At 56.3% G+C, this 22,485-nt stretch carries 18 protein-coding genes and 1 tRNA gene; 13 read left to right on the top strand and 6 right to left on the bottom strand.

The window, feature by feature from the left end; all coding sequences use genetic code 11:
* The first annotated feature begins 82 nt into the window (after positions 1-82).
* The 5 genes from AC6T8Q_RS12250 (at position 83) to AC6T8Q_RS12230 (ending at position 4,669) form a co-directional block, all read left to right on the top strand.
* Positions 83-1,570 carry an MFS transporter gene (locus AC6T8Q_RS12250; RefSeq protein ID WP_500679349.1) on the top strand — a complete coding sequence of 496 codons (1,488 nt, stop codon included), beginning with the start codon at positions 83-85 and terminating at the stop codon, positions 1,568-1,570.
* Between the two features lie 145 nt (positions 1,571-1,715).
* Positions 1,716-1,788 (top strand) — tRNA-Phe (locus AC6T8Q_RS12245).
* Between the two features lie 716 nt (positions 1,789-2,504).
* Positions 2,505-3,620, top strand: a complete 1,116-nt coding sequence (locus AC6T8Q_RS12240) for a hypothetical protein (protein ID WP_500679348.1) — start codon at positions 2,505-2,507, stop codon at positions 3,618-3,620.
* 191 nt (positions 3,621-3,811) lie between these two features.
* A complete protein-coding gene (locus AC6T8Q_RS12235) occupies positions 3,812-4,153 on the top strand; it encodes an antibiotic biosynthesis monooxygenase family protein (RefSeq protein ID WP_500679347.1) in 342 nt (113 codons plus the stop codon).
* Positions 4,154-4,288: 135 nt separating this feature from the next.
* Positions 4,289-4,669, top strand: a complete 381-nt coding sequence (locus AC6T8Q_RS12230; RefSeq protein ID WP_500679346.1) for a thioredoxin domain-containing protein — start codon at positions 4,289-4,291, stop codon at positions 4,667-4,669.
* A gap of 174 nt (positions 4,670-4,843) precedes the next feature.
* Here AC6T8Q_RS12230 and AC6T8Q_RS12225 read toward each other — a convergent pair whose 3' ends face one another.
* Complete coding sequence (locus AC6T8Q_RS12225) at positions 4,844-5,509, bottom strand: PEP-CTERM sorting domain-containing protein (RefSeq protein ID WP_500679345.1); 666 nt, start codon at positions 5,507-5,509, stop codon at positions 4,844-4,846.
* 529 nt (positions 5,510-6,038) lie between these two features.
* On the opposite strand from AC6T8Q_RS12225, the gene AC6T8Q_RS12220 reads away from it, so the two are divergent.
* The 4 genes from AC6T8Q_RS12220 to AC6T8Q_RS12205 all read left to right on the top strand — a co-directional run bounded on the left by AC6T8Q_RS12220 (position 6,039) and on the right by AC6T8Q_RS12205 (position 9,425).
* A complete protein-coding gene (locus AC6T8Q_RS12220; RefSeq protein ID WP_500679344.1) occupies positions 6,039-7,133 on the top strand; it encodes an SMI1/KNR4 family protein in 1,095 nt (364 codons plus the stop codon).
* Positions 7,134-7,142: 9 nt separating this feature from the next.
* Positions 7,143-7,628 (top strand): VOC family protein, encoded by a 486-nt coding sequence (locus AC6T8Q_RS12215; RefSeq protein WP_500679343.1) that lies wholly within the window; start codon positions 7,143-7,145, stop codon positions 7,626-7,628.
* A 67-nt stretch (positions 7,629-7,695) separates the two neighbouring features.
* Positions 7,696-8,142 (top strand): hypothetical protein, encoded by a 447-nt coding sequence (locus tag AC6T8Q_RS12210; RefSeq protein WP_500679342.1) that lies wholly within the window; start codon positions 7,696-7,698, stop codon positions 8,140-8,142.
* Between the two features lie 77 nt (positions 8,143-8,219).
* Positions 8,220-9,425, top strand: coding sequence for an NTP/NDP exchange transporter (locus AC6T8Q_RS12205; protein WP_500679341.1), 1,206 nt, complete (start codon positions 8,220-8,222; stop codon positions 9,423-9,425).
* A gap of 47 nt (positions 9,426-9,472) precedes the next feature.
* On the opposite strand, the gene AC6T8Q_RS12200 is transcribed toward AC6T8Q_RS12205, so the two are convergent.
* The 5 genes from AC6T8Q_RS12200 to AC6T8Q_RS12180 all read right to left on the bottom strand — a co-directional run bounded on the left by AC6T8Q_RS12200 (position 9,473) and on the right by AC6T8Q_RS12180 (position 14,203).
* A complete protein-coding gene (locus AC6T8Q_RS12200) occupies positions 9,473-10,309 on the bottom strand; it encodes an SMP-30/gluconolactonase/LRE family protein (protein ID WP_496922971.1) in 837 nt (278 codons plus the stop codon).
* 230 nt (positions 10,310-10,539) lie between these two features.
* Positions 10,540-11,193: a heme-binding protein gene (locus tag AC6T8Q_RS12195; protein WP_500679340.1), complete on the bottom strand. Its 654-nt coding sequence runs from the start codon at positions 11,191-11,193 to the stop codon at positions 10,540-10,542.
* A 131-nt stretch (positions 11,194-11,324) separates the two neighbouring features.
* On the bottom strand, positions 11,325-12,788 hold the full coding sequence (locus AC6T8Q_RS12190; protein ID WP_500679339.1) for an SDR family oxidoreductase: 1,464 nt from the start codon (positions 12,786-12,788) through the stop codon (positions 11,325-11,327).
* 71 nt (positions 12,789-12,859) lie between these two features.
* Positions 12,860-13,603 (bottom strand): SDR family NAD(P)-dependent oxidoreductase, encoded by a 744-nt coding sequence (locus AC6T8Q_RS12185; protein WP_500679338.1) that lies wholly within the window; start codon positions 13,601-13,603, stop codon positions 12,860-12,862.
* Between the two features lie 273 nt (positions 13,604-13,876).
* Entirely contained in the window at positions 13,877-14,203 is a 327-nt protein-coding gene (locus tag AC6T8Q_RS12180) for an HU family DNA-binding protein (RefSeq protein ID WP_500679337.1), read from the bottom strand.
* Positions 14,204-14,747: 544 nt separating this feature from the next.
* Between AC6T8Q_RS12180 and AC6T8Q_RS12175 the strand changes: the two genes are divergently transcribed.
* The 4 genes from AC6T8Q_RS12175 to AC6T8Q_RS12160 all read left to right on the top strand — a co-directional run bounded on the left by AC6T8Q_RS12175 (position 14,748) and on the right by AC6T8Q_RS12160 (position 22,476).
* A complete protein-coding gene (locus AC6T8Q_RS12175) occupies positions 14,748-19,346 on the top strand; it encodes an outer membrane protein assembly factor BamB family protein (RefSeq protein ID WP_500679336.1) in 4,599 nt (1,532 codons plus the stop codon).
* A gap of 86 nt (positions 19,347-19,432) precedes the next feature.
* Positions 19,433-20,503 carry a prenyltransferase/squalene oxidase repeat-containing protein gene (locus AC6T8Q_RS12170; protein WP_500679335.1) on the top strand — a complete coding sequence of 357 codons (1,071 nt, stop codon included), beginning with the start codon at positions 19,433-19,435 and terminating at the stop codon, positions 20,501-20,503.
* 100 nt (positions 20,504-20,603) lie between these two features.
* A complete protein-coding gene (locus tag AC6T8Q_RS12165) occupies positions 20,604-21,599 on the top strand; it encodes an AAA family ATPase (RefSeq protein WP_500679619.1) in 996 nt (331 codons plus the stop codon).
* Positions 21,565-22,476 (top strand): DUF58 domain-containing protein, encoded by a 912-nt coding sequence (locus AC6T8Q_RS12160; protein WP_500679334.1) that lies wholly within the window; start codon positions 21,565-21,567, stop codon positions 22,474-22,476. The genes AC6T8Q_RS12165 and AC6T8Q_RS12160 overlap by 35 nt, the downstream gene beginning before the upstream one ends.
* Positions 22,477-22,485 lie beyond the last annotated feature (9 nt).

Below are 22,485 nucleotides of genomic sequence, written 5' to 3'. Positions count from 1 at the left end.
CCTGCAATCCCTACACGCATGCCCCCAAAGCTGCTACGATCCAGCCATCTCTTTTCTGCTGCCGGATGGGTTTGAGGATGTGATGGCAACTTCTCAATCAGAAGAATCTCGTTGGGACGATCGCTTCATGCGGTGGCTGTGGTGGGGACGACCCGCGGCAACGACCGTTGAAGAACGAACCCGGCGCCGGGTGTGGCTGCATCTGCTCCCAATTCTCTTTGGCCTGTACATTCTCGCCTACATCGACCGCTCGAATATCGCGGTGGCGAAATTCGGCATGAACCGGCCCGTCGAAGAACAAGGGCTCGGCTTCAATAACGAGATCATCGGCTTCGGCAGCGGCGTGTTCTTTTGGGGATATTGGATTCTGGAAATCCCCAGTACGCTTAGCGTCGAACGCCGCGGTGCGCGCCGTGTTTTCTTTCGGATTCTCGTGATGTGGGGACTCGTGGCCGTGCTGATGGGCTTTATGGGAATGCCCATCATGGAAACATTGTTCGGCTGGTTACCCCAACTTCCCGCGCCGGCTAGTTGGCCTTGGCTGGCGAGCATCGCACGGCATTGGAACGAACTCGGCATCAACCCCGAAAGCCAGTTTTACTTTCTGCGGTTCATGCTCGGTTTTTTTGAAGGGGGCTTCTTTCCCACGGTCGTCATGTACCTGTCGATCTGGTTCAAAGCCCAGCATCGTGGCAAGGCCATGGCGAGCTTCATGGCCGCGATGCCGTTGTCGATGGTGCTAGGAACGCCCCTTTCGCAGTGGATTGGCGACAACATCAACTGGGGCGGGCTCGCCGGGTGGCGTTGGATTTACATTCTCGAAGGGATCGCCCCGGTGCTGGCAGGCGTCGGCGTTTGGTTCTGTTTGCCCGACCGGCCGCAGAAAGCGGAATGGCTCAAAGAGGACGAACGCGAATGGCTGCTAAAAACCCTGGTCGACGAACACGCCACTCGCGCGGCTCGCGAGCAAGGCGCGTGGCACAAACATTTGGGCATCGTGCTGCTACTGACACTTGTCTACTTTTGCCAGAATGCCGTGGCGTACAGCATCTCGACCTTTATGCCGAGTATCGTGAAGGCCCAAGTCGGTACCAGCGAAACCGCTGCGGCTTGGATCACCGCGCTCATTTACTTCGTTGGCTTCCTCGGCATGCAGTTCAACGCCTGGCATTCCGACCTCAAACATGAGCGGATTTGGCACGTCGCAATCCCCATGCTATTCGTCGGAACGGGCCTGCTGCTGGTGAGCCAAAGTGCCGGCCAGCCGCTGCTCGGGTTATTGTTCCTGATCGTGTTCGTGGGAAGCAACATGTACACGCATGTCCCGCCGTTTTGGGCTATCCCCACGCTGTTTCTCGGATCGACCGCCGCCGCCTCGGCCATCGGCTTTATCAATATGGTGGGTAACTTCGGCGGCTCGGTGGGGCCTGTCATCGTGGGCGAGGCCGCCGATCAGGGGGACTTCGCCACGGGCTTGATGCGGGTCGCCCCCTTCCCGCTGATTGCCGCCACGATCGTGCTGGTGATCGGCTATGCACGCCGGGAACGAAAGCCGCCCGAACCTCGCTGAGCCCGCAGCGTCCGTACAATCGTTAGAACAGATTTGCCAGCAAAAATAAGGTAGGCTTTGGCCTGAGAACGACCTCCGCGAGCCGATTGACACTCCCGGGAGTCCTTTCTACGATGGCAAATTACCCGCGACTTGTTGCGGTGTTGGTTAGGTAGCTCAGTTGGTAGAGCACTGGACTGAAAATCCAGGTGTCGCCGGTTCGATCCCGGCCCTGACCACTTTTTTCTTTTTGGCTTTCGGCCATTCCACCTGCTGGGTGCTGGTTTTCCCAGCCTGTTTGTCGCAGCGGACACGCGGCTTGTCGAAAATCCTCGACATCCTCTCGAAGCGGCCAAGGATAGACCACGTTTCTGGCCAAGCGGCCAACATTTCCCCCAAGCGGTCAAAGTTTTTAGGGGGGCAACTGCCAATTGGGATTCCGAGGACGGAATCTCAACGCAGAGGTAGCGCAGTTGATCGGACAGTCCGAAAGTCCGACCGTACCTAGGGCCAATCGACGTCATATCCGATGGTCGGTTTATCCAAGTTTTCAAAGAGCAAGCCTGCACGCGGCGGCAACCTGCTGTGTGACAATGTACATCAGTACACTCTACCGCAGCGGGTGGCCAATTTCTATCACAAAATAAATCGAAGACTCTCGCGAAGAAAGCACGACTTCTCGGTTATGCGACATGTGCAAAGACCCGCGACCAAGTGTGGTCACGGCTAGGGTCGGTTTCGTATATATCTTAGCCCAAACCGCCGCTCGCCCGCCGGATTTCTCTCGCCAATGGTAAACCTTAACGGCTATTCCGCGCACTCCTATTAATTCGGTGGAGCCATGCGTGGGGTAAATACAGCGCCAAACTGCTAGCAATAGCCGATTCCTTCTTTCAAGTCTTGATGCAATGAGGCACTCGCGCTCATTGATCGTTCCAATCAACGGAGTGATTGTATGACTGGCAAATGGTATCTTGTCGGCGCGGTAGTTCTTGGCTTTCTAGCAGGCCGCGAGGCTGAAGCCGCAACGTCACTGGAGGTCGCATTGGCCGACGTGGTGTGGGACGAACCAACAGCAAGCCTTGACGACGATTCCAACTCCGCCGTTCTCTTGGCTGGAGATACTTACGCGACGGACGCAAGTTCGCTCATCTCCTGCTGTAGCTGTGAAGAGAGTGCCTGCGACGATTGTTGTGGCGCAGTCGATTGTGGCTTGGGCGTAAATTACTGCTGCCCTAAGTGGTACGCCACCATCGGCGCCGTGATTTTGGATCGCGAAACGCCGACTGCGGGAACGATTATTGCCGCTAACCCAGCTTTAACTCCGTTCTCATCCGCCCAAGATTTTGATTTCGATTGGGAGGGTGGCCCCGAGGTAGCACTCGCCCGGCGCTTCGATAATGGCTATATCGTGGAAGGTCGTTACTTCGGTGTCGATCATACAGCGGACGTCGCATTCATTACTCCAGGTAATTTCATCGGCGCGGGATTCACTGGTCCGGGCGGAGCTTCGTTCACGGGTCGTTATCTGACCAAACTCGACAACGCCGAGATCAATGTTCGTAAGCAAGTCGGTGATCGACTCACGTTGTTGACGGGCTTTCGCTGGCTTGAGTTGCAAGACGAAGTGGACTACACGATTAACGCCGGCGTGGCTCGCGGCAATTACGCTTACGACAATCGCCTCTATGGTGGTCAGGTGGGCGGAAATTTCGCCATTATTGAACCGGGCCGCCGTCTGATGGCGAACATCGAAAGTAAGGCGGGCATTTTCGGCAACGAAGTCGATGGTGGTATTAGGGAATTCTCGGGAATTAATCCGATCGGAAGCTTTCTTGGTAGTGACACGACCACGTCCTTCGTGGGTGAAATCAATCTCACCACCGGCTACCGGCTCACCAATCACATCGCCGTTCGAGGTGGTTATCAACTCCTGTGGATCGAAAATGTGGCGCTCGCCAGTGACGCCGCCAGCCGCAGCTTAACGAATCCGAGTTTGTTAACCACAGTCTCTGACGATGCCGGCCTCTTCTACCACGGTGCGACCTGCGGCATCGACTTTGTGTGGTAATCGTCGAGCCGATTTCAAAAACCGGGGCTAGTCCGCCGCGGCGGCCGGCTGATGAAAATCAGCCGCCACGCGCTAGCGTCCGGTTCTGTTTGGCATAATTGACAACCGCTATTCAAAGACACAGAATGCTCGCAGAATTATCCAGGAACAATTCAGAGAATCCTTGATAGGCGGCTGCATACGTGTCGAACATGCCCACCCCCAACGAAATCGCCACGACACCACAACCGCCCTACTACGCGGCCATCTTCACTTCGCTACGCACCGAAGGGGACCGAGGCTACGGCCAGATGGCCGATCGCATGGTCGAGTTGGCCTCACAACAGCCCGGCTTTCTCGGCGTGGAGAGCGCGCGAACAGCCGGGGGACTGGGAATCACGGTCTCGTATTGGTCGAGCGAAGAGGCGATCGCGGCTTGGAAGGCTCACACCGAACACACCGTGGCCCAAGAGACGGGCCAGCGCGTCTGGTATTCAGATTACCACCTGCGAGTTGCGCGTGTTGAGAGAGCGTATGGTAAGGATGTGGCGTAACTAGAGCTGCCGATGATCCGTGACCAAGTGTGGTCGCGGCTAGGGCCGGTTTGGTGCTTTTCTGGTCGCGGCGGTATACTGGCGTTTACTCCTGCTCGCTTGAGAGTGAGGAAATGGCTTTGGAGTTAGGCGGTCATGTCACACGAGTCTCCCAACTTCGATTGGTCCCCGAGTACGGTCCCAGTTGTGGAGCGAGACTTCGACGAGTATCAAATTCTCGTCCTCCACTATTGGGCGGCATGGGACAAGATTGATCGGGAGATGGACAAGCTGCTCGCAACGCTGCGGGAAGAGTATGTCGGTCGAATATGCTTCCGTTCCTGCGACGTTGATCGTGCGGAGAACCAAGCGTTCATAAATGAAATCGCGAATATTCCCGCGCTCGGATGCTTTATCGGTGGCAAGTGGTTCAACAATTTGATCGGCTTGCGTTCCGTTGACGAACTCCGCTCTATGATTGAAGCCTGGATGTGGGTTGCGGACACGCTTGCTAACCACATACCTCAGCAACCATGAGCCCAAACGCGCTAGCGTAGCGTGATTCGATGGTTGAGCACGGTCTGTGAAATTGAAGTACACGCGGCTAGCGCGTTGGCCAGGGAGGTCGACCGCGAACGCCTCGTCAAAGGAAGTGCGATCTCATTTATCGCCGATGGCAGAACCGTCGGAGCTTGCTCGCGATAGTTCAGTTCAAGCCCTTCGCCTTCCAAGCATCGCCAGGCCGGCCATTGCCAGTAGCGACAGGCTCGCCGGTTCTGGGATGAAGATTTCCGTGCTGGCGTTGGCAATCAAGGTGCCGGGACCTAGGCCGGAAAAAAATACTCCGCCGCTGAGGGTGAAGCCGGTGCCCGGTCCGGTGAAGCCGACGTAGTTCACCGGGACGGCGCCGGATAACCATTTGTCCGGTAGTGGGCCTGTGGGGAGCGTTGCCCCAATGATGATGTAATCGCCGGGGTTGATTGTCGTTGCCGGGATCCGGTTGTATCGGAACGCATCGCCAAAGTTTTCACCCAGCGGGGAAGACGGCGTGATGGTCGTGTTGGCGAGCAGCGTCCACGACGTCGGCACGACGGGGCCAACCATGGGCGGCGTTTGTGTGTAGGTATCGATCCGCCACAGCGAGACCTGATAGCTGCCACTGATGCCATCCGGACCGAGGAGTGTGGGGAAGTCGGTGTTCAGATCGATAAACCCGAGGGAATTGAAGATGATGGGCGCGGCGTCGGGCGCTCGCCGGAAGAGCCCGCCGGCGGTCATGCCGCCAGTGTTGACCGCGTTGGAGGGTGAGCCGGTCGGGAAATAAATCGCTGTGGCCGCATACGCCGAACTTGAAAAGACGAGGACCGAGGCCAGCAAGAGAGCTATCCGAGAATGTTTCGCTGTCATTTTCACCCCTTCATCACCTGATACGACTGAACCATGAGGAGAACGACAGCAATGAGATTACGGGGTCACGACGTTCAAAAATGACGTGCGAACAGTTTTTATCTACTAATCACTAGCGTTCTCTAGAATAATCTGTTTGTTGAGCCGGTTCCCCGGGACGGTGCTGTTATAGTGACTGCAAGATACGCATGTCAACAAAAAACACCGCAGAAAAACGCATATTGGATTTTGTGTGAATCGATTCTCGGCGTCCCAGGAGAAACTATGACGGTCAAACGAATGGACAACGTCGGTATCGTGGTCGAGGACTTTGATGCGGAGTGAGGTGAAACTTTTTAACGTATCGCTGCTGCTGACCCGCGACCAAGTTCGGTCGCGACTAGGGCCGGTTTGGTGCTTTTCGTGTCGCGGCGGTATACTGGCGGTCAATGCAGCTCCAATTGAATGCCGGCAACAAGCTTAAGCTTTATCTCTTCTGTTATTCTGATTTAACTAAATTATGACGGCCATTAATCACTATGACCTCGTCATCCGGCGACCCGGAAAGCCCGTGGATCGCGACGCGATTTCCTCCGCAGAGCAGGAGCTAGCGATCACTTTTCCACAACCTTACGTCGATTTTCTGCTGGCCAACAACGGCGGATCGCCCTCCCCGGCCTATCTTACGGGTCCTGGCCAAGGGGGCACCAAAGTCGAGCGATTCTATTCGCTTGGTGAGGATGGGCTTGTCCAAACTTGCCAGCGACTCAGGGCGGAACACGGACTGCGTGCCGAATTTCTACCAATCGCGCAATTCGGAGAGACAGAATCGTTGCTGCTCCTGAAATGTTCTAGTGAGGATGCCGGAGCACTCTATTGCTGGATCGAAGTCGAGGAACTCGGATTTCGCTACGAAGATCCAGATTACAGCAATGTCAAACGCTTGTATTTCGACATTGCCGAACTGCCGCGGAAATTTGGCCCCGCCAAGAATCGCAAAGATCGGGATGGCATGTTCTTTCAGCTCAGCCACGCCTCGTCGAACCCACGGCATGGTGGGATTATGGCGGAGAAGTTTGTCAAAGAAGGCTACGATATAAATTTCGTGGTCCCCAATTTTTGGCATCCAATTTTCGGCTCTATCAATAGCGAAGAGTTCGGTGTCGCGGTAACCTTCCTTAAACTTGGCACTCGGACAACTCACGTCGACTCGCGTTATGATAATGCGACGATTGAAGATCGGCTGGTGGATGCACAAGAACATTGGAATGGGTTATTAGAACACAGTCGCGGAACGAAATATGACACGGGTATACGAATGGCCACAAGGCACTTGTCGAATATCGCGAGCGCATTGGCCTTGATTGGACATGTTGCAACGACATCCCCCACGGCTGACACCCGTACGAAACAAGTCGATCCGCTTAAAGAAATGACGTTGCTCGAAGAGAATCTGTTGGAATCGCAGGAGGGTTGGCAAAAGTTATTGGAATCCAGCCTCGAGATCGGCGATGACGCAGGCAAGCAAATGGCCACGCGACACTTGTCGGACATCGCGAGCGCACTGGCCACCATTCGAGGAATGTCAGGTTTTGATAATCCAGCCAAGAACTAGAGAGCCATTATGACCGTCAAGCGAATGGACAACGTCGGGATTGTGGTCGAGGACCTTAATGCCGCGATTGAGTTTTTTGTTGAACTGGGCCTCGTGCTCGAAGGCCGCGCCCCGATTGAAGGCGACTGGGCCTCGGGCGTGACGGGACTCGCCAGCATGCGCGTCGAGATTGCCATGCTGCGCACGCCGGATGGCCATAGCCGACTTGAATTGTCGAGGTATCTTGCGCCGCCCGTGGTGGCCGATCATCGTAACGCCCCGGTGAACGCGCTCGGGTATTTGCGTGTCATGTTTACCGTCGAGGACATCGACGATACGCTCACGCGGCTCAAGAAACGCGGGGCGGAGCTTGTCGATAAGGTCGTTAACTACCAAGACATGTACCGACTCTGTTACATCCGCGGGCCGGAAGGAATTCTTATTGGTCTCGCTCAAGAACTCAAGGAGCAAGGTGCCGAGCGAACAGATCCATTGGTTCAGCATTCCGATTGTTAAAGAATACGCCTAATAACGTCGCTAAGGGTTCTCTTGATCGACTTCCCTCCCCGATAAGTTCTCAACCATGAACAAAGCCTTTGTCCGCGAGCAGGAAGATGACGGCCGGGCGTATTGTCCGCGTTGCCGGTCGCTGGGCATTGCGGTGGAAGCTGGGCCGCTCGATACGCACATTCGGGCTGAATTCCGTGCAAAATTGGGCGACTACGCCTGGTGCTGCAATTATCAGTACTGCGATGTCGCGTACTTCAACCAGTTCGAAGTGACCATCGCCATCGACGAGCTGAAATCTCCTGTGTATCCGAAGGATCCCGATGCTCCGATCTGCGCCTGCTTCGGCTTCACCTACGACGAGGTAGCAGCCGACGCACAGGACGAGACGCCGTTGCGTATTCGTGACCTCCTGGCGAAGTCGAAATCACCGGCGGCGAATTGCCGAACACTTGCCGCCGACGGCCGCTGCTGTATGACTGCCGTGCAATCGCTCTATATGAAACTGCGATCGTCAGCTTAAATGCGAATCAGCAGCAGCTCTGGCGTTGGCTAAACGGCGTGGTGCGGTAGGCCAGTCTTGCAGTATGATTGGGGCCTATGAGCTTCCGCCTCTTCGTTTCCTGCGCTTGGTTCTTTCTCGTCCTGTTTTCGTATTACGTCCTTAAGCCGGTTCGCGATGCGTTGGCGACCGAAACTCGGCTCTTCGGGCCGTTGTATTTGGCGACGTTTCTGGCCGTATGTGTCGCGCTGCCGTTGTATTGGCGGATCGTGGCGCACACCACGCGGCGGCAGCTCGTGTTTGGCGTCTATCAGTTTTTCGTGGCGTGTTTGGTTCTGTTTGCGATTCTTGTAGCCCGCGGACATGGGGATACGGTGTGGCTGCGAAACGCGTTCTTCGTGTGGGTGAGCGTCTTCAATCTTTACGTCGTGGCCGTGTTCTGGAGCGTGATGGCGGATTTGTTCTCGGCCGAGGAGGGGAAGACCTGGTTCGGCGCGATGGCCGCGGCGGGGACGACGGGCTCGATTATCGCATCGCTCGTCGGCAACGTCGCCGCGCAAACGTTGGGCGTGGCCGGGTTGATGGTCATCGCAATTCTAGCGCTCGAACTCGCGATCGCGCTGGCGTGGTTGGCTTTGCGATCCGAGCAACGCGGCAGCGGCGAGACTGCACCCACGAGCGGTTCACTCCGCGAAGGCTTGCGCACTGTGTTGGCCTCGCGCTATTTGCTGATGATCTGCGCATTTACGGCCATCGGCAAGTTCGCCGCGACGTTTGTTTACAACAATTTTCAACACGCCTTGCGCGCCCAGGAAATGGCGGTCGCCGAGCGGACGGAACTGTTTTCGACGATGAATTTTTATTCGCAAACCGGCACGCTCGCGTTTCAGGCTGTCCTGGCCGCGGCGCTGATGCGGCTGGTGGGCGTGGGCGCGACATTGGCGGCGGCGTGCGGGGTGATCGTCGGCCTGTTCGCGTGGCTCAGCTTCGACGCGACCCTCTGGCCGTTGATGGTCGCCAAGGTGGTGCAGGAAATCGTCGGCTACGGCCTGCTGGTCCCCGCGCAGCAAGTGCTGTTCACTGTGGTGAGCCGCGCGGAAAAATACGAATCGAAGGCGTTCATCGACACGGTAGTGTTCCGCGGCAGCGACGTCGCCGCCTCGAACGTCTGCGACGCGCTGGGGCGTTTCTCGATCAGCGCCGCGGCGATAGCAATTTTGCCCCTCACCGTGGCATGGATGGCGCTAGGGGCGTGGTTGGGGCGGGAGCAAGCGGGGCGGGCGAAAGGTGGGGATGGGAATTGAGGGGCGTAAATTTTCGATTTGTTGCAACCCGTGCAGCACACGTACGATTATGATTGCTTCCTGCCTCGGGCGGTAGAAAATGAGCTAGTTGCTGCGAGTGTGACTGCGAGAATTGCGCTCATTGCGATTGAGTTCGGTTCTGGAACGGCAGCGAAGGCTAGTCCGGAGGGACGCCCTAATGAGGGTCCAACCGTCGTAAGTGAACCATCGGCAAGATCGATTTTATAGAGGTTATAATCGGGCCCGTAACCGATGCCGTACATTGCACCATCCTCCGGTCTGACCGCGATATCTTCCATGCGTGACAACGCCAAAGTGTCGATAACTGAGGTCGCCCCGTTGGATTTATCAATCGCGACCAGATTGTTACCATTGCCCACACCGTACAAATTGCCTTGTACGTCGAAACCAAGTCCTTTCTCTACCTGTACGGTTGTGTTGCCGACCAACGTGGCAACTCCGGTATTTGGGTTCAGACGATAGAGTGCGCTGGCCGTGGTTGCATAGAAGCCGCCATCGATTGGGTCAATCGCCAGAGTCTCGACTGTATTGACGAGATTTATATTGACCATTGAAACGAGTTGATGTTTGGCAGGATTTACTGAGAGCAACTCGTTGCCCCCACCGCCAAAACGCACGGCCCAAACGAGACCGCCCTGCGAGATGGGTTCGGCAGCGAGGTCGCGCACTGCCGTGCGGATCAATCCGTCACCACTTTTGCTAACTGCCCCAACACCGCCGGTCGATTGATCGACCGGATAAAGATCGACCGACCCACTATTTCCAGCTACGACCGACCACAATTGCGATGCTGATAAGGGAACTGATAGAAACAGCGAACCAAAGAAAAGGGATACAACCGCGGCATAGTTCGAGCTTTTCACGATTCAATTCCTGTGACATCGGTTTAGCGGCGAGAATGGAGATTAGCCTTAGATATCAGTTTATCCGTTGGGTGCTTTACGACTACCCGAGGTGTCGTCGACCCTGGGACGCCGTGGTTTAGCGGGGTTGCGAAACCGCTCGGCTTTGCTTCGCGACGCCTTACGGCTAACGCACTAAACACGAAATCTAATCCGGGATTATTCTGAGTAAAAAATTCTTGGGCTGCACGTTATTTTTCCGCATTCTTCTCTTGAATCGGCAGTTGCAGCTCCCAGAAATTTTTGGAGCGTTCGAGCATCGGGCTGTTGTAACCCAGGATCCGGTAATCGCCGGCTCGCTCCACGTCGGGCAATTCTTTGAGACGCGCTTCGATCGCAGCTTGGCCCTTCTTGACCAACTCCGGTTTCGAATCCCCCTGATAGGCAATGCTCAGCACCCGCATGGCGGGCATGTCGGCCACTTCCACGGGACCCGCCTCGTGTGGTTTGTCGAGGGAGTTCTTCTCGAGCAGGAAATGCATCCGTTCGAAGGGGACCGGGACACCATCGCCGGGGGCAGGCTGGCTGGTATCGAGCTCGGGGCTGCATTCCATGACGACGGGGGCAGTCATCTTATGTTGATTCGTCGTTAGATAGACGAAGCACTTCATGAACGAATCCGCGCCGGTTGCCGAGTAGGATCGCACCACCGGGTAGGTCTTTTCGACAACCTTGCCGGGTTCGCTCGGCGGCGGAAACCCTTCCGGGAGTGGGGCCTCTTCCACATAGCCGGCAGGAAGATCGGCTTTCTCTGGTGTTTCAGCCAGCGCGGCCTGGGTGCCTATCATGCTGGTGATGAGACAAACAACAAATGAGAACGGGGCGGCAAGAGAGTTGAAATTCATGTGAGACCTTAGTTTCGATAAATTGTGTGTGTCCAGGTTTAGCGGGCACCTATTGATTCGCTCCGACAACGCCGGTAGATGCAAACTAAGAAAAACGACTGTGAAGCAGCGTAGTTTCGGGCAATATGTCACTATTCATTTTTCGTGCCAACCTGCTCTGCTGCCCGTGCGAGGTTCCGCAACATGCCGGCAAACACGCGTTGGTGAAGGGGATAGATGCCGTACCAATAAATCAGTCCGAACAGCCCCAGGGGATCGAAGATCGCTGTTTGACGGATCGTGCTCCCCTTGGCAGTCGGTGTGACTTCAAACTCCAGCCACGCCCGGCCGGGGAGCTTCATTTCGGCATTGAGTCGCAAGCGATGGGGCGCTTCGTAATGTTCCACGCGCCAAAAATCGACGGGATCGCCGACGCGCAGCTGCTCGGAATCGCGGCGGCCACGGCGCACGCCGACGCCACCCACAAGCAAGTCGAGGAAACCGCGCAGCGACCAGAGCCAGTTGCCGTAGTACCAACCGTTGCGGCCACCAATGCGGCGAATCGGCGTGAAGGCCTGCTCAGGGGGAACGTCGACCGTGACGGTTCTGGAATCGACGAGTCGCGAACCAAAACGCAAGCCACCCCAGCTACGCGGCACTCCCGCGGACGAGTAGGCGTCGGACCAGCACGTTTCGGCGAATTCGCGATCTTCATTCACTAAAGCCCTGGCAATGGCCGCAGGGACCGAGCGTGGCCGGACTGAGAATGTGGTTTCCGCCAAGCGGTTTGAAACAAGAGTCGGATTGCGCAGGCTGTCGACAAGTTTCCGCCCCACGCGGGCGTATAGCGGTGTGACGAGCCCCAGCCACAGGCTCGATAGATAGGGCGTTAAGAAGGGGATCGGAATCATCCAGCGCGTAAGCCCGCGCTGGCGAGCGTATTCGTGCATGAGTTGCCCATAGGACACTTGGTCGGGACCACCGATCTCAAAGATTTGCGAGCTTCTCGTTGGCAGTGAGATCACTTCCAGAAGATAACTCAACAAGTCTTCGACGGCGATCGGCTGGGCCTTCACCTGCACCCAGCGAGGACAGATCATCACGGGGAGCCTTTCGACCAGTGCACGAATCATCTCGAACGAGAGACTCCCCGACCCAATGACGATCGACGCCCGGAACTCGATGACTTGCGGATGATGGGTCCGCAAGATGTCGCCGGTTTCTTGGCGGCTGCGGAGATGTTTGGAAAGTTCGCGGTTCGCGTCGCCAAGTCCTCCCAGATAGATAATGCGGCGAACTCCCGCGTCCGTGGCAGCCTGGGCGAAGTTCTCCGCGGCGGTCCGGTCAACCTCTTCAAAATCACGATCCGCGCCCATCGAGTGGACGAAATAAAAAGCGGTGTCGACTCCAACCATGGCTTTTGCCAGTGAGTCTCGATCAAGTACGTCGCCCGCGACGACTTCCGTCGACTCGCCAACGCGACCCGCCAGGGCTTCGGGACGGCGTGTGAGACAGCGCAGACGATAGCCGTGATTTTCTAAGAGTGGCAGCAGTCTGCCGCCGATATAGCCCGTCGCCCCGGTGAGCAGGATCAGGTTGGTTGGATGCTTCTCCATCGCGCCTCGAGTTCAAATAGTCGGAGTTGGCAGTGCACATCGTCCAAACAACTTCAATGCCCTGCTAAGATTCAACTGGAGAGTCTGCGCTTCGGCTGGACGCGTGACAACCCTCCGTCGACTCCAATGACTTGGCCCGTGATCCAGTCATTTTGGGGATCGAGTAACCAGGTTGCGAGTGACGCAACGTGTTCGGGTTCTCCAATCCTCCCTAAGGCGTGCATCTCAGCCGACGCCGTGGCCGAGGTTGAATTCTCCCAAATTCTGCGCGTGAGTTCGGTTCGAACCAATCCCGGGCTGATGACGTTGACCCGGATATTGTGGGGAGCATAGGTGGCTGCGGCCGAGCGGGCCAGACCGACAACGCCTGCTTTGGCAGCGGCAATGGCTTCGTGATTAGGAATGCCAATTTCAGCGACCGCCGAGGCGAACAGGACGATCGATCCCCCCTGTTTGCGCAACAGTTTGCCTCCCACGCGGACGGTCGCGAAAGCCGTAAATAAATTGGTCTCGAAAACCTGTCTGAATTCTTCGTCCGAGGTCGTATGGGCCGGCTTAAGCAACAATGACCCACAGCAGTTAACGAACCCCGCGTAACCCTCACAGAGTTCGGATTTCGAGTTCAGCTCTTTTTCCAGAGAATCTGACGAGGTGAAATCGACGACTACAAATGGCTGACCGAGTTCCTTCGCTTGGCGGGCGAGCTTTTCATGATCTCGGCCCACGAGAAGCAGTCGTCGACCAGTAATCACCAATCGTTCGGCCAACGTGCTGCCAATCGTTCCTGTCGATCCCAGTATGGCGATTGTTGACATAAAATTCAGCGAGTCTGCTCGGCACAGTGTCCATCAGCGAGCTCTTTGGGAACAATCCGACAAATTGCTTCTGCTCAGCCTACGGAGTTGTACCGTAGCGCCGAACACTTACTTAACCGACCGCCACCAAAACAGTGATCCGCGTGTAGGCAATATGTCAATGTTCATGGCGCAACAAAAAAGCCCGAGGAGATTGCTCCTCGGGCTCTTGTATGTTCGCCTTCGACTGGTTGATCGGTCTCTGTTCCGAAGCTCTCGCTTCGTCGCAAAAACTTAAACCATGTCCTTCAACTTCTTCAGCGGACGAATCTTGATGATGTTGCGGGCTGGCTTGGCCTTGAACATCGTCTTTTCGCCGGTGAAGGGGTTGATGCCTTCGCGAGCTGGCGTGGCGGGCTTCTTCTGGACGACGATCTTGCACAGGCCGGGGATCGTGAAGGTCTCGGGACCCTTCTTGCCCAACGCCTTGGTGATTTCGTCATTGAGTGCGTCGAAAACGGCGCCTACGTCCTTCTTGGCCAGGCCGGTTGTCTCGGCAATGCTGGCGTAGATTTCGGTTTTGGTAGGTGGTTTTTTTACTGGTGCTGCGGCTTTAGCCATGTTTGGAAACCCTCCATAGTGCTCTGGGTGATTAGGGATGCTAGGAATACGCTCTGAACCCTAGCACCTACAAATTGTTCGACGAGCTGATTTAATGCCTGCTGGCACGAAAATACAAGGCATATTTGCCTGTTTTGTCTAGAAAAATAGGGTTTTTTGGCAAAAAAGGATCCAGAGGGGCCATTTTGTCGCGGTTTGAGACGGATTTGTGATGATTTGCCGCACGATTATCGACTTTTTCGCTACTGCGATATTTCTAGCCCGCCGATTTCAATTGCCCGATTGGCAGTGGTGATCTAAGATTATACAAGGTAAAGATTTACGTGCTTTGGCCTGCCCCGTCGCCTGGGAAATGCGGCAATTTGGAACGATTTTTCTCGAAATAACGTCCATATAAGGCAGCTATCGCACGACCCGCCGCTAGAATTCCTTCGCCACGCTATGTTTTGGCTCTTTGAATTTGTTTGATGAATTCTTTTGGCCGTGCGTGGCCGCTTGCTCGTAATGGATTGAGTCACAAAGCATCGTTCGTCAGGAAACGTCTATGAACGCTCGGCACACCAAGCAACTTATCCCCGCACCGGGCCGGTTGATTCTCCTGCCGATAGCACTGTTCTTCTTGACGGCAATCAGCCCCGCGTGGGGACAACCGCGCGTGATCGTCGGTCCAGGGGGCCGCACCGTGATCGATCAATCGATGTCGACCGTGGACCTGCCCACCGATCGCACGATGGCCCGCGGCATCGATCGCGCGAAAGATCGGATTGCCGAGGGGGAATTCTCTCAGGCGATTCGCTTCTTGGATGAAGTGCTCTCCGGCGAGCAAGATTCATTCATCGCCGTGGGCGAAGCGGGCGAACACGCTGGTTTGAAAGAAACCGCCAGCGATATGATTCGCGATCTGCCCCCTGCGGGCCGCGAGATGTACGAATCGCTGTTTGGCCCCGTGGCGCGTAAGAAATTGAACGATGCCGTGGCGACGGGCAATGTCATTGAGCTTCGGAAAGTGGCTCAGCAGTATTTTTACACCCCCGCCGGTTACGAAGCGGCGATGATGGTCGCCCAGCACGAAGCCGACGCGGGTCGTCATTTGTCGGCGAGTCTGTTGTACGATCAACTGCTCAACACGGCCGCAGCCGCCGAGCGTTTGAATCCGCAACTCGCGCTGCTGGCCGCGCGAAGCCGCTTGGCACTGGGTGAAACCAAAAAAGCGGGCGAGGTCGTGGCCTCGGCGAGCGAGTATGACGACACCGCGCAGATTGCTGGCCGCAAAGAACAATTGAAATCGGCGGCTGATAATCCGCTCAACTGGTTTGAAAAGATCGTGGGCCTACCCCGCCGCACCGACACGACTCCGATCGATCAATGGCTGATGCCCCGCGGCAATGCAGCCCGCAACGGTCAAAGTGAGGGGGGCCTGCCCCACATGCGGGTGCGCTGGGAAGCTCGGCTGCTGAGCCATCCCCAGTACGAAACGGTCCATAATGAATTGTGGACGTCGCTCGAACAGCGCAGGCAAGCTCTCCCCACGGCGGGAACTCCGCTGGCGATTGGCGACACGATTATCGCGACCACGGCCCAGAATGTCGTAGCCGTCGATTTCCGCACGGGCAAGCGGATTTGGCAGACGCAGCCGCAACGGATCACCGAATTCGAGCAATTGCTCAATGCCGCAACCGATATGAACCAGTTCGATGCCACGTCGCCGCTTGTTCAGGCTTTTGCCCGGCGGTTGTGGGACGATTATCTCTACAACAGCGTGAGCAGTGACGGCCAGCGGGTGTTTGTGATCCGCGATTTGAAGCTGCCCGAGTTTATCGATCCCGATCCGTTTGGCGGCATGGGGTTCCGTGGTGGTGAGTATGGCGATCAAGTCGTCGCCAATCGTTTGTGTGCTTATGACCTGGTGAGCCAAGGCAAGCTCGTGTGGGAAATCGACGGCGCGGCGAGCGAAGGGGAACTTGCGGGAGCTTATTTTTTGGGTGCCCCCGTCATTGTTGATCAGAAGCTCTATTGTCTCGCTGAAATCAAAAGCGCGATTCATCTAGCGGCCATCGACCGACATACGGGCCAACTTGAATGGCTACAACAGCTCGCCGGTTTGCAGAACGGCATCTATCTCGACCCGCTGCGGCGGTTGCAGGCGGCGATGCCTTCTTATGATTCGGGCATGCTCGTGTGTCCTACCGGTGCGGGCGTCGTGATTGGCATCAACTTGGAAAAGCTCGCGCTGGCGTGGGCTTATCAATACGACACGACAAACAACTCGATGAATCAGTTCCGCCGCGAAGGGGGACGGATCATCGAGCAGCATCCGACGCAGTGGATCGAAAGTTCCGCAATTCTTGCCGACGGCAAGGTATTGCTCGCTCCGCCGGAATCCAATTGGCTGCATTGCCTCGATTTGGTGACAGGCAAAGTGCTGTGGAAACGTGGTCGCGGCGACGGCATTTTTGTCGCGGGTGTGGAAGGCGACTCTGTGCTGATTGTCGGGCAGCAAGGTTTGACCGCGCTGAACCTCAAAACGGGTAAACCTATTTGGAAAGAAGAAACGCACGCCTTGCCGACGGGTTCGATGCCGAGTGGCCGTGGGTTCTTCAGCGAAGGCAAATATTTCTTGCCGCTCAACACGGCGGAAGTGGTGGCCCTGGATATGACCAGCGGCCAGATTGTCGAACGCACGCAATCGCGTTTTGGCACGGTGCTGGGGAATTTGATTTCGCACGAAGGGGCCATTCTGTCGCAGAACGGCAAGTTTCTTGATTGCTTCGATCAAATCGACGTGCTCCGCGAAGACACTGAAATGCGACTTGCCAAGAACCCTGATGATTTCGAAGCGTTGCGAACGCTGGGCGAGTTGACCTACAACGAAGGCCGGCTGGCCAAATCGATCGAGTTGTTGGAAAAGGCCTACGAACTTTCCGCCGATGATCCCCGCACCCGCGAAGTGCTGGGCGATTGTCTGCTCGAAGCGATCGAACAAGACTTTGCCGCCTATCATAACCGCTTGCCGGAATTGCGTGAGATCCTCACGGATCAGCCCTCCAAAAAGCTGACTTTATTGCGGCTCGAAGCGCAAGGCATGTTGGAGCTCAACAAGCCGGTCGAGGCCTTTGAAGTCTGTTTGGAAATCGCGCGCACGGCTGGTGAAGATCAAGAGATTTTGGAGATTGCTCCCGATCATCAAGCGAGCGCCGCGAATTGGCTGCGGGCGCAGATCGCCGAAATCTGGCGTGAAGCCGATAGCCAAACACGCGAAAAAATTCTGGAACAGTTGGCGACTTTGAAAGAAGAAATGCCGACTCACGATCCCGGATTGACCTCGTTCTTAGCGGGCCTGCCGGGGATCGATGCTACGGTTGACGATGAGTATGCCAAGATCGCGTTGGAACTCGCCAAGCAGAATCAATTGCTCGGCGCGCAGCAATTGCTGCTCGACTACACATCAAGCGACGGACCCCATCAAGCCGAAGCGGTCGCGCTTTGTTCACGGATGCTCCATGAGCGCGGATTTAGCCGATCGGCCTTGTCGTTTGACGAATTGCTTGCTGGTCAGTTTGCCAACATTCCTTGCTTGGACGGCAAAACGGGCCAGCAATGTTTGGCCTCGTGGAGGCCGCAGGCGGAGATTAACACACTCCAGTGGCCCTACGGCAAAGTCGAAGTCGACCAACCGCCGCAAACCAATCCCACGGCACCGCGACGCGCGCAAGTGCCGCTGGCGGAGATACGTCTGGAACATGGGGACGAAGTTCTCGACGGTTCCAATCTCTTTTTCTGCATGCGAGTTGGCGAGCTCTTGATTCGCGATAGTTACGGCCGCGAAGTGTTTCACAAAGTCCTCGGGGAAGAAGAAAAGCAGCTGTTCGACCCCCGAGGAATTTACGGCGTGTCCCGCGGCAATCTGTTGATCTGCTCGATCGGTCAACAGATCACCGCGATCAACACCCTCGCTAAAGAGTCTGACGCGACCGCGGTGCTCTGGCGAAAAAGCACGGTCCGTCTGACGGGTGACCGCTTCCGCTTTCAAGGTCAAAGCGTTTACGGTGGTGAGCGACCGGGTTCATATCGTCCTCCCCGGTTCCGAGAAAGCGATCGCTTTGTGGGCGTGTTGGCTCCGCTGACTCGTGATAGTTGCGTTTACCAAGATCAACGCGGTTTGCACTGCGTGGATTCGATGACCGGCAAATTGCGTTGGTCGCGGTTGGGCACGCCCAATGCTTGCCAACTTTTGGGTGACGAAGAAGTGGTGATCGCCGTTCCAGAAAGCACCGGACCCGCGCAGGCCTACAGCATGCTCGACGGCCGCAGTTTGGGCGAAGTGATTCTGCCACGGTGGCAGGAACAACTCGCAACCCAAGGACTTAACCTGATCGCATGGACTCGCTCGGACAAGGGTGAGCATGTCCTTTCGCGGCGCGATGCGATGACCGGCACAGTGGATTGGGAGAAAACTTTCGCTCGGGGTTCTCACGTCGACGTGGCACGCAATCGTTTCATCGCCGTGGTCGAGCCGACTGGGCGCTACCACGTAATTGATGCCGTCGATGGCCGCGCGCTTGTGGAGTATAAGTCTGAGCCAATCCCAAGTTTGGGCAAAATTCATCTGTTCGCGGGCACAGATCATTATTTGATCGCCTCCGAGGTGAATCTCCACACGACCGCCGACCGCACGCACATGCCGTTCAATCCGTTCGATTTTGTGATCTTCAACGGACAATTGATGGCGTTTGCCGCTGAAGATGGTAAGCCGCTGTGGTCCCGCCCCGCCGAAGTGCGTCAAGAATCACTCATGCTTTCGCAACCGGTTGATTCGCCGATCGTCACGTTCGTCAGCAACCATACTCGGCAGGATGCGAATGGCTCGCGGCAATTGGTCGACATGCTGCTGCTCGAAAAAGCGACGGGTCGAGTTTTGTTCTCGGAAGAAGGTCTGCCCCAATCGTCGAACCATTGTGTCGCGGTGGCCAACCCGGCGACTGATGAAGTGTTCATCGAAATGATCAACCGACTGGTACGACTGAAGTTTACCGACGAACCCCGCGCGCCCGAGCCCCCGGCCAGTTACGAGGCCGCCCCGTCGGATCAGGAAGGGCCGAAAGGAATTTTCGGCATCCTGGAAAAATTCAGCGGCGTGCCGTGACACTCGCCGCGCCGTTTTCTTAGCACGATGCTCCGGATATAAATCAGAAGCCTTATTGCCCGCCTGAATCACTTTTCCAAGTTTTTATGCCCCGCCTTTTCCGATTACTGGGTTCGTCAACGTGGCTCACGCTCGTTATTTGTCTAGCGTTGTGTCACTCGCTGGTTAACACAGCGTGTGCCGCGCAATCAGCCAGTGAAGCACAAGTCGATGAGCGTGTTCAGCAAGGTTTGGATTGGCTCGCCTATCAGCAAGAAAAAGGGGGGCACTGGACCGCCCAGGGCCGTTATCCCGCCGCAATGACGTCGCTGGCCGGACTTGCCTTTCTTTGCGAAGGTTCGACCACGACTCAAGGCAAGTATTCCGAGAATCTCCGCCGTGCGGTTGATTTTCTCGTGCGCCGCGCGCGGCCCAATGGCCTGATCGGCGATGCCGGTGACGACCGCTATACCTATGGCCACGGGTTTGCGATGCTGTTTCTTTCGCAAATCTTGGGGGAAGAGGAAGATTTAGAACGCCGCGAGGATTTGATCCGCGTATTGACCAAAGCAGTGGTTTTCACCGGCCAGGCCCAGACCGCCGCCGGGGGTTGGGGCTATGTGAGTGCCAAAGACGGCAGCGGCTTTGACGAAGGTTCCACGACGATCACGCAAGTGCAAGGCCTGCGCGGTTGTCGCAACGCGGGAATTCCCGTCCCCAAGGAAGTTATTGATAAGGCGATTAACTACATTCACCAGTGTACGACCAGTGAAGGGGGCGTGCAGTACAGCTCCAAAGGGGGCGGCAGCCGCCCTGCGATTACCGCCGCCGCGATTGCCTGCTTGTACAACGCGGGCGAATACGACGACGAATATGTGCCGCGGATGTTGGAATATTGTGAGAAAAATTTGCAGCCCGACCAACACGACAGCTTTGGCCATTGGCATTACGCCCACTTTTATTATTCTCAAGTCAACTATCGCCAAGGGGGCGACGACTGGGATAAGTATCTCAAGACGATTTCGCAACGGATTCTGCGAGAAGTCGAGCTGATGAAAGTCGGCGACGAAACCGTCGCGGTGTGGAAGCAAGGCATGGTGGGCCCCGTTTATACGACGGCGCTCAATTTGATAATTTTGCAGTTGGATAAGGCTTGTTTACCGATTTATCAACGTTAATTGCCACGCAACATGCGTGATTAGGAAGAGGCATATCCGGATGAGTTCTCTTGATTCGGCAAATGGAAGCGGTCAGGTCATTGAGCGCCTGGCCGCGGCGATGGATGGTATTCGCGATCAACTCAGCCAAGTGATCGTCGGCCAGGATGAAGTCGTCGAGCAGCTATTGATTAGCCTGTTTAGCCGCGGGCATTGCATGCTGGAGGGCGTGCCGGGGCTGGCCAAGACTTTGCTGATCAGCACGCTCGCGCGGAGTTTGAACCTGTCGTTCAGCCGCATTCAATTCACGCCCGACCTGATGCCCGCCGATATCACGGGGACCGACATCATCGAAGAAAATCGCTCGACCGGCGAACGGAATTTGCGATTCCTTGAAGGGCCGCTGTTTTCCAATATCATTTTGGCCGACGAAATCAACCGCACGCCCCCCAAGACACAAGCGGCCTTGCTCGAAGCGATGCAGGAACGCCAGGTGACCGTCGGCCGCGTGCGGCATCAGCTTTCCGATCCGTTCTTTGTGCTGGCCACACAGAACCCCATCGAACAGGAAGGGACCTATCCGCTCCCCGAAGCGCAACAAGACCGCTTCATGTTCAAGGTGTTGGTGACCTATCCGACGTTCGACGAAGAATTTGAAGTCGCTCGGCGAACAACGACGACCATGAACGATTCGGTGAAACCGGTCGTCTCGCCCGATGAAATCATCGCGCTTCAAAAGCTCGTCCGCGAAGTACCGGTTTCGGATCACGTGATTCGCTACACATTGTCGCTCGTGCGGCAAACGCGTGTCGGCGAGAAAGGGATTCCCGAGTTTGTCGCCGAACAGTTGGCCTGGGGCGCGGGACCGCGGGCCGTGCAGTTTCTTATCATCGGAGCCAAGGCGCGGGCCCTTATGAATCGCCGTTCGCACGTGACCGTGGCCGACATTCAAGCCCTCGCCAAACCGGTGCTTCGCCACCGCATCGTCGTTAACTTCGCCGCCGAGAGCGACGGGGTCTCTTCCGACGACGTGATCGATTCTTTGCTTGCCTCGACGCCGACACAGGAGGATGAGTTGGCCAATGACGCCCGATTCCAAGCGATTTTTGCATCCTGAAGCGATCCGACGCATCAGCCGTCTGGAACTCCGCGCCCGACATATCGTCGAAGGCCTGTTGAGCGGTATGCACCGCAGTCCCTACTTCGGGCAATCGGTAGAGTTCTTGCAGCACCGGCAGTACACCCCCGGCGACGATCTCCGACACGTCGATTGGAAGGCCTGGGCCAAGCAAGATCGCTTATACGTTAAGCAGTTTGAAGAAGATACGAACATGCGGGTCACGATGCTCGTCGACGTGTCGGCCAGCATGCAGTATGGCAACGGTCCGCTCAACAAATATGAATATGCCGCCACGGTGGCTGCGAGCTTGGCTTATTTATTGCTCAAGCAACACGATGCCGTGGGGTGCGTAGCGTTCGATAGCACGATCCGCGCGCGATCGCCGCTCAACAGCACCCGGCAGCATTTGTATTCGATTGTCAAAACGCTTGACGCCACGAAGCCGCAAAACAAAACCGATGCCGGCACGATCTTGCGCGAAATCGCTGAGAGTGCGCCACGTAGGGGCATGATCGTGGTCGTTTCTGATTTATTGGGAGAAGTGGAATCAACGTTGCGAGGCTTGCGGCTCTTAAGACAACGTGGGCATGACGTGATGGTTCTACACGTCATGGACGATGACGAGTTGGATTTTCCGTTTGAAGGACCCACTCGCTTCGAGGGTTTAGAAATTCCCGACCATTTGAACTGTAATCCGCGGGCGTTGCGTGAAGGTTATCTTGCGGCGCTGGAGAAATTTCTGACTGAGTTGCGGCGAGGCTGCGCGCGTAACGAAGTCGACTACGCACTAGTGCGCACGAGTGCCCCCCTCGACGCGGCCCTGACGGCATTTTTGAGTCATCGTCTGGCCGCGGAACGCACGCGCTCGGTTTGAGAATCAAGT

Source organism: Bythopirellula sp. (genome assembly GCF_041737835.1).
Taxonomy (GTDB): domain Bacteria; phylum Planctomycetota; class Planctomycetia; order Pirellulales; family Lacipirellulaceae; genus Bythopirellula.
The sequence above is the reverse complement of the archived record's forward strand: the minus strand, read 5'-3'. Positions and strand labels throughout refer to the sequence as shown.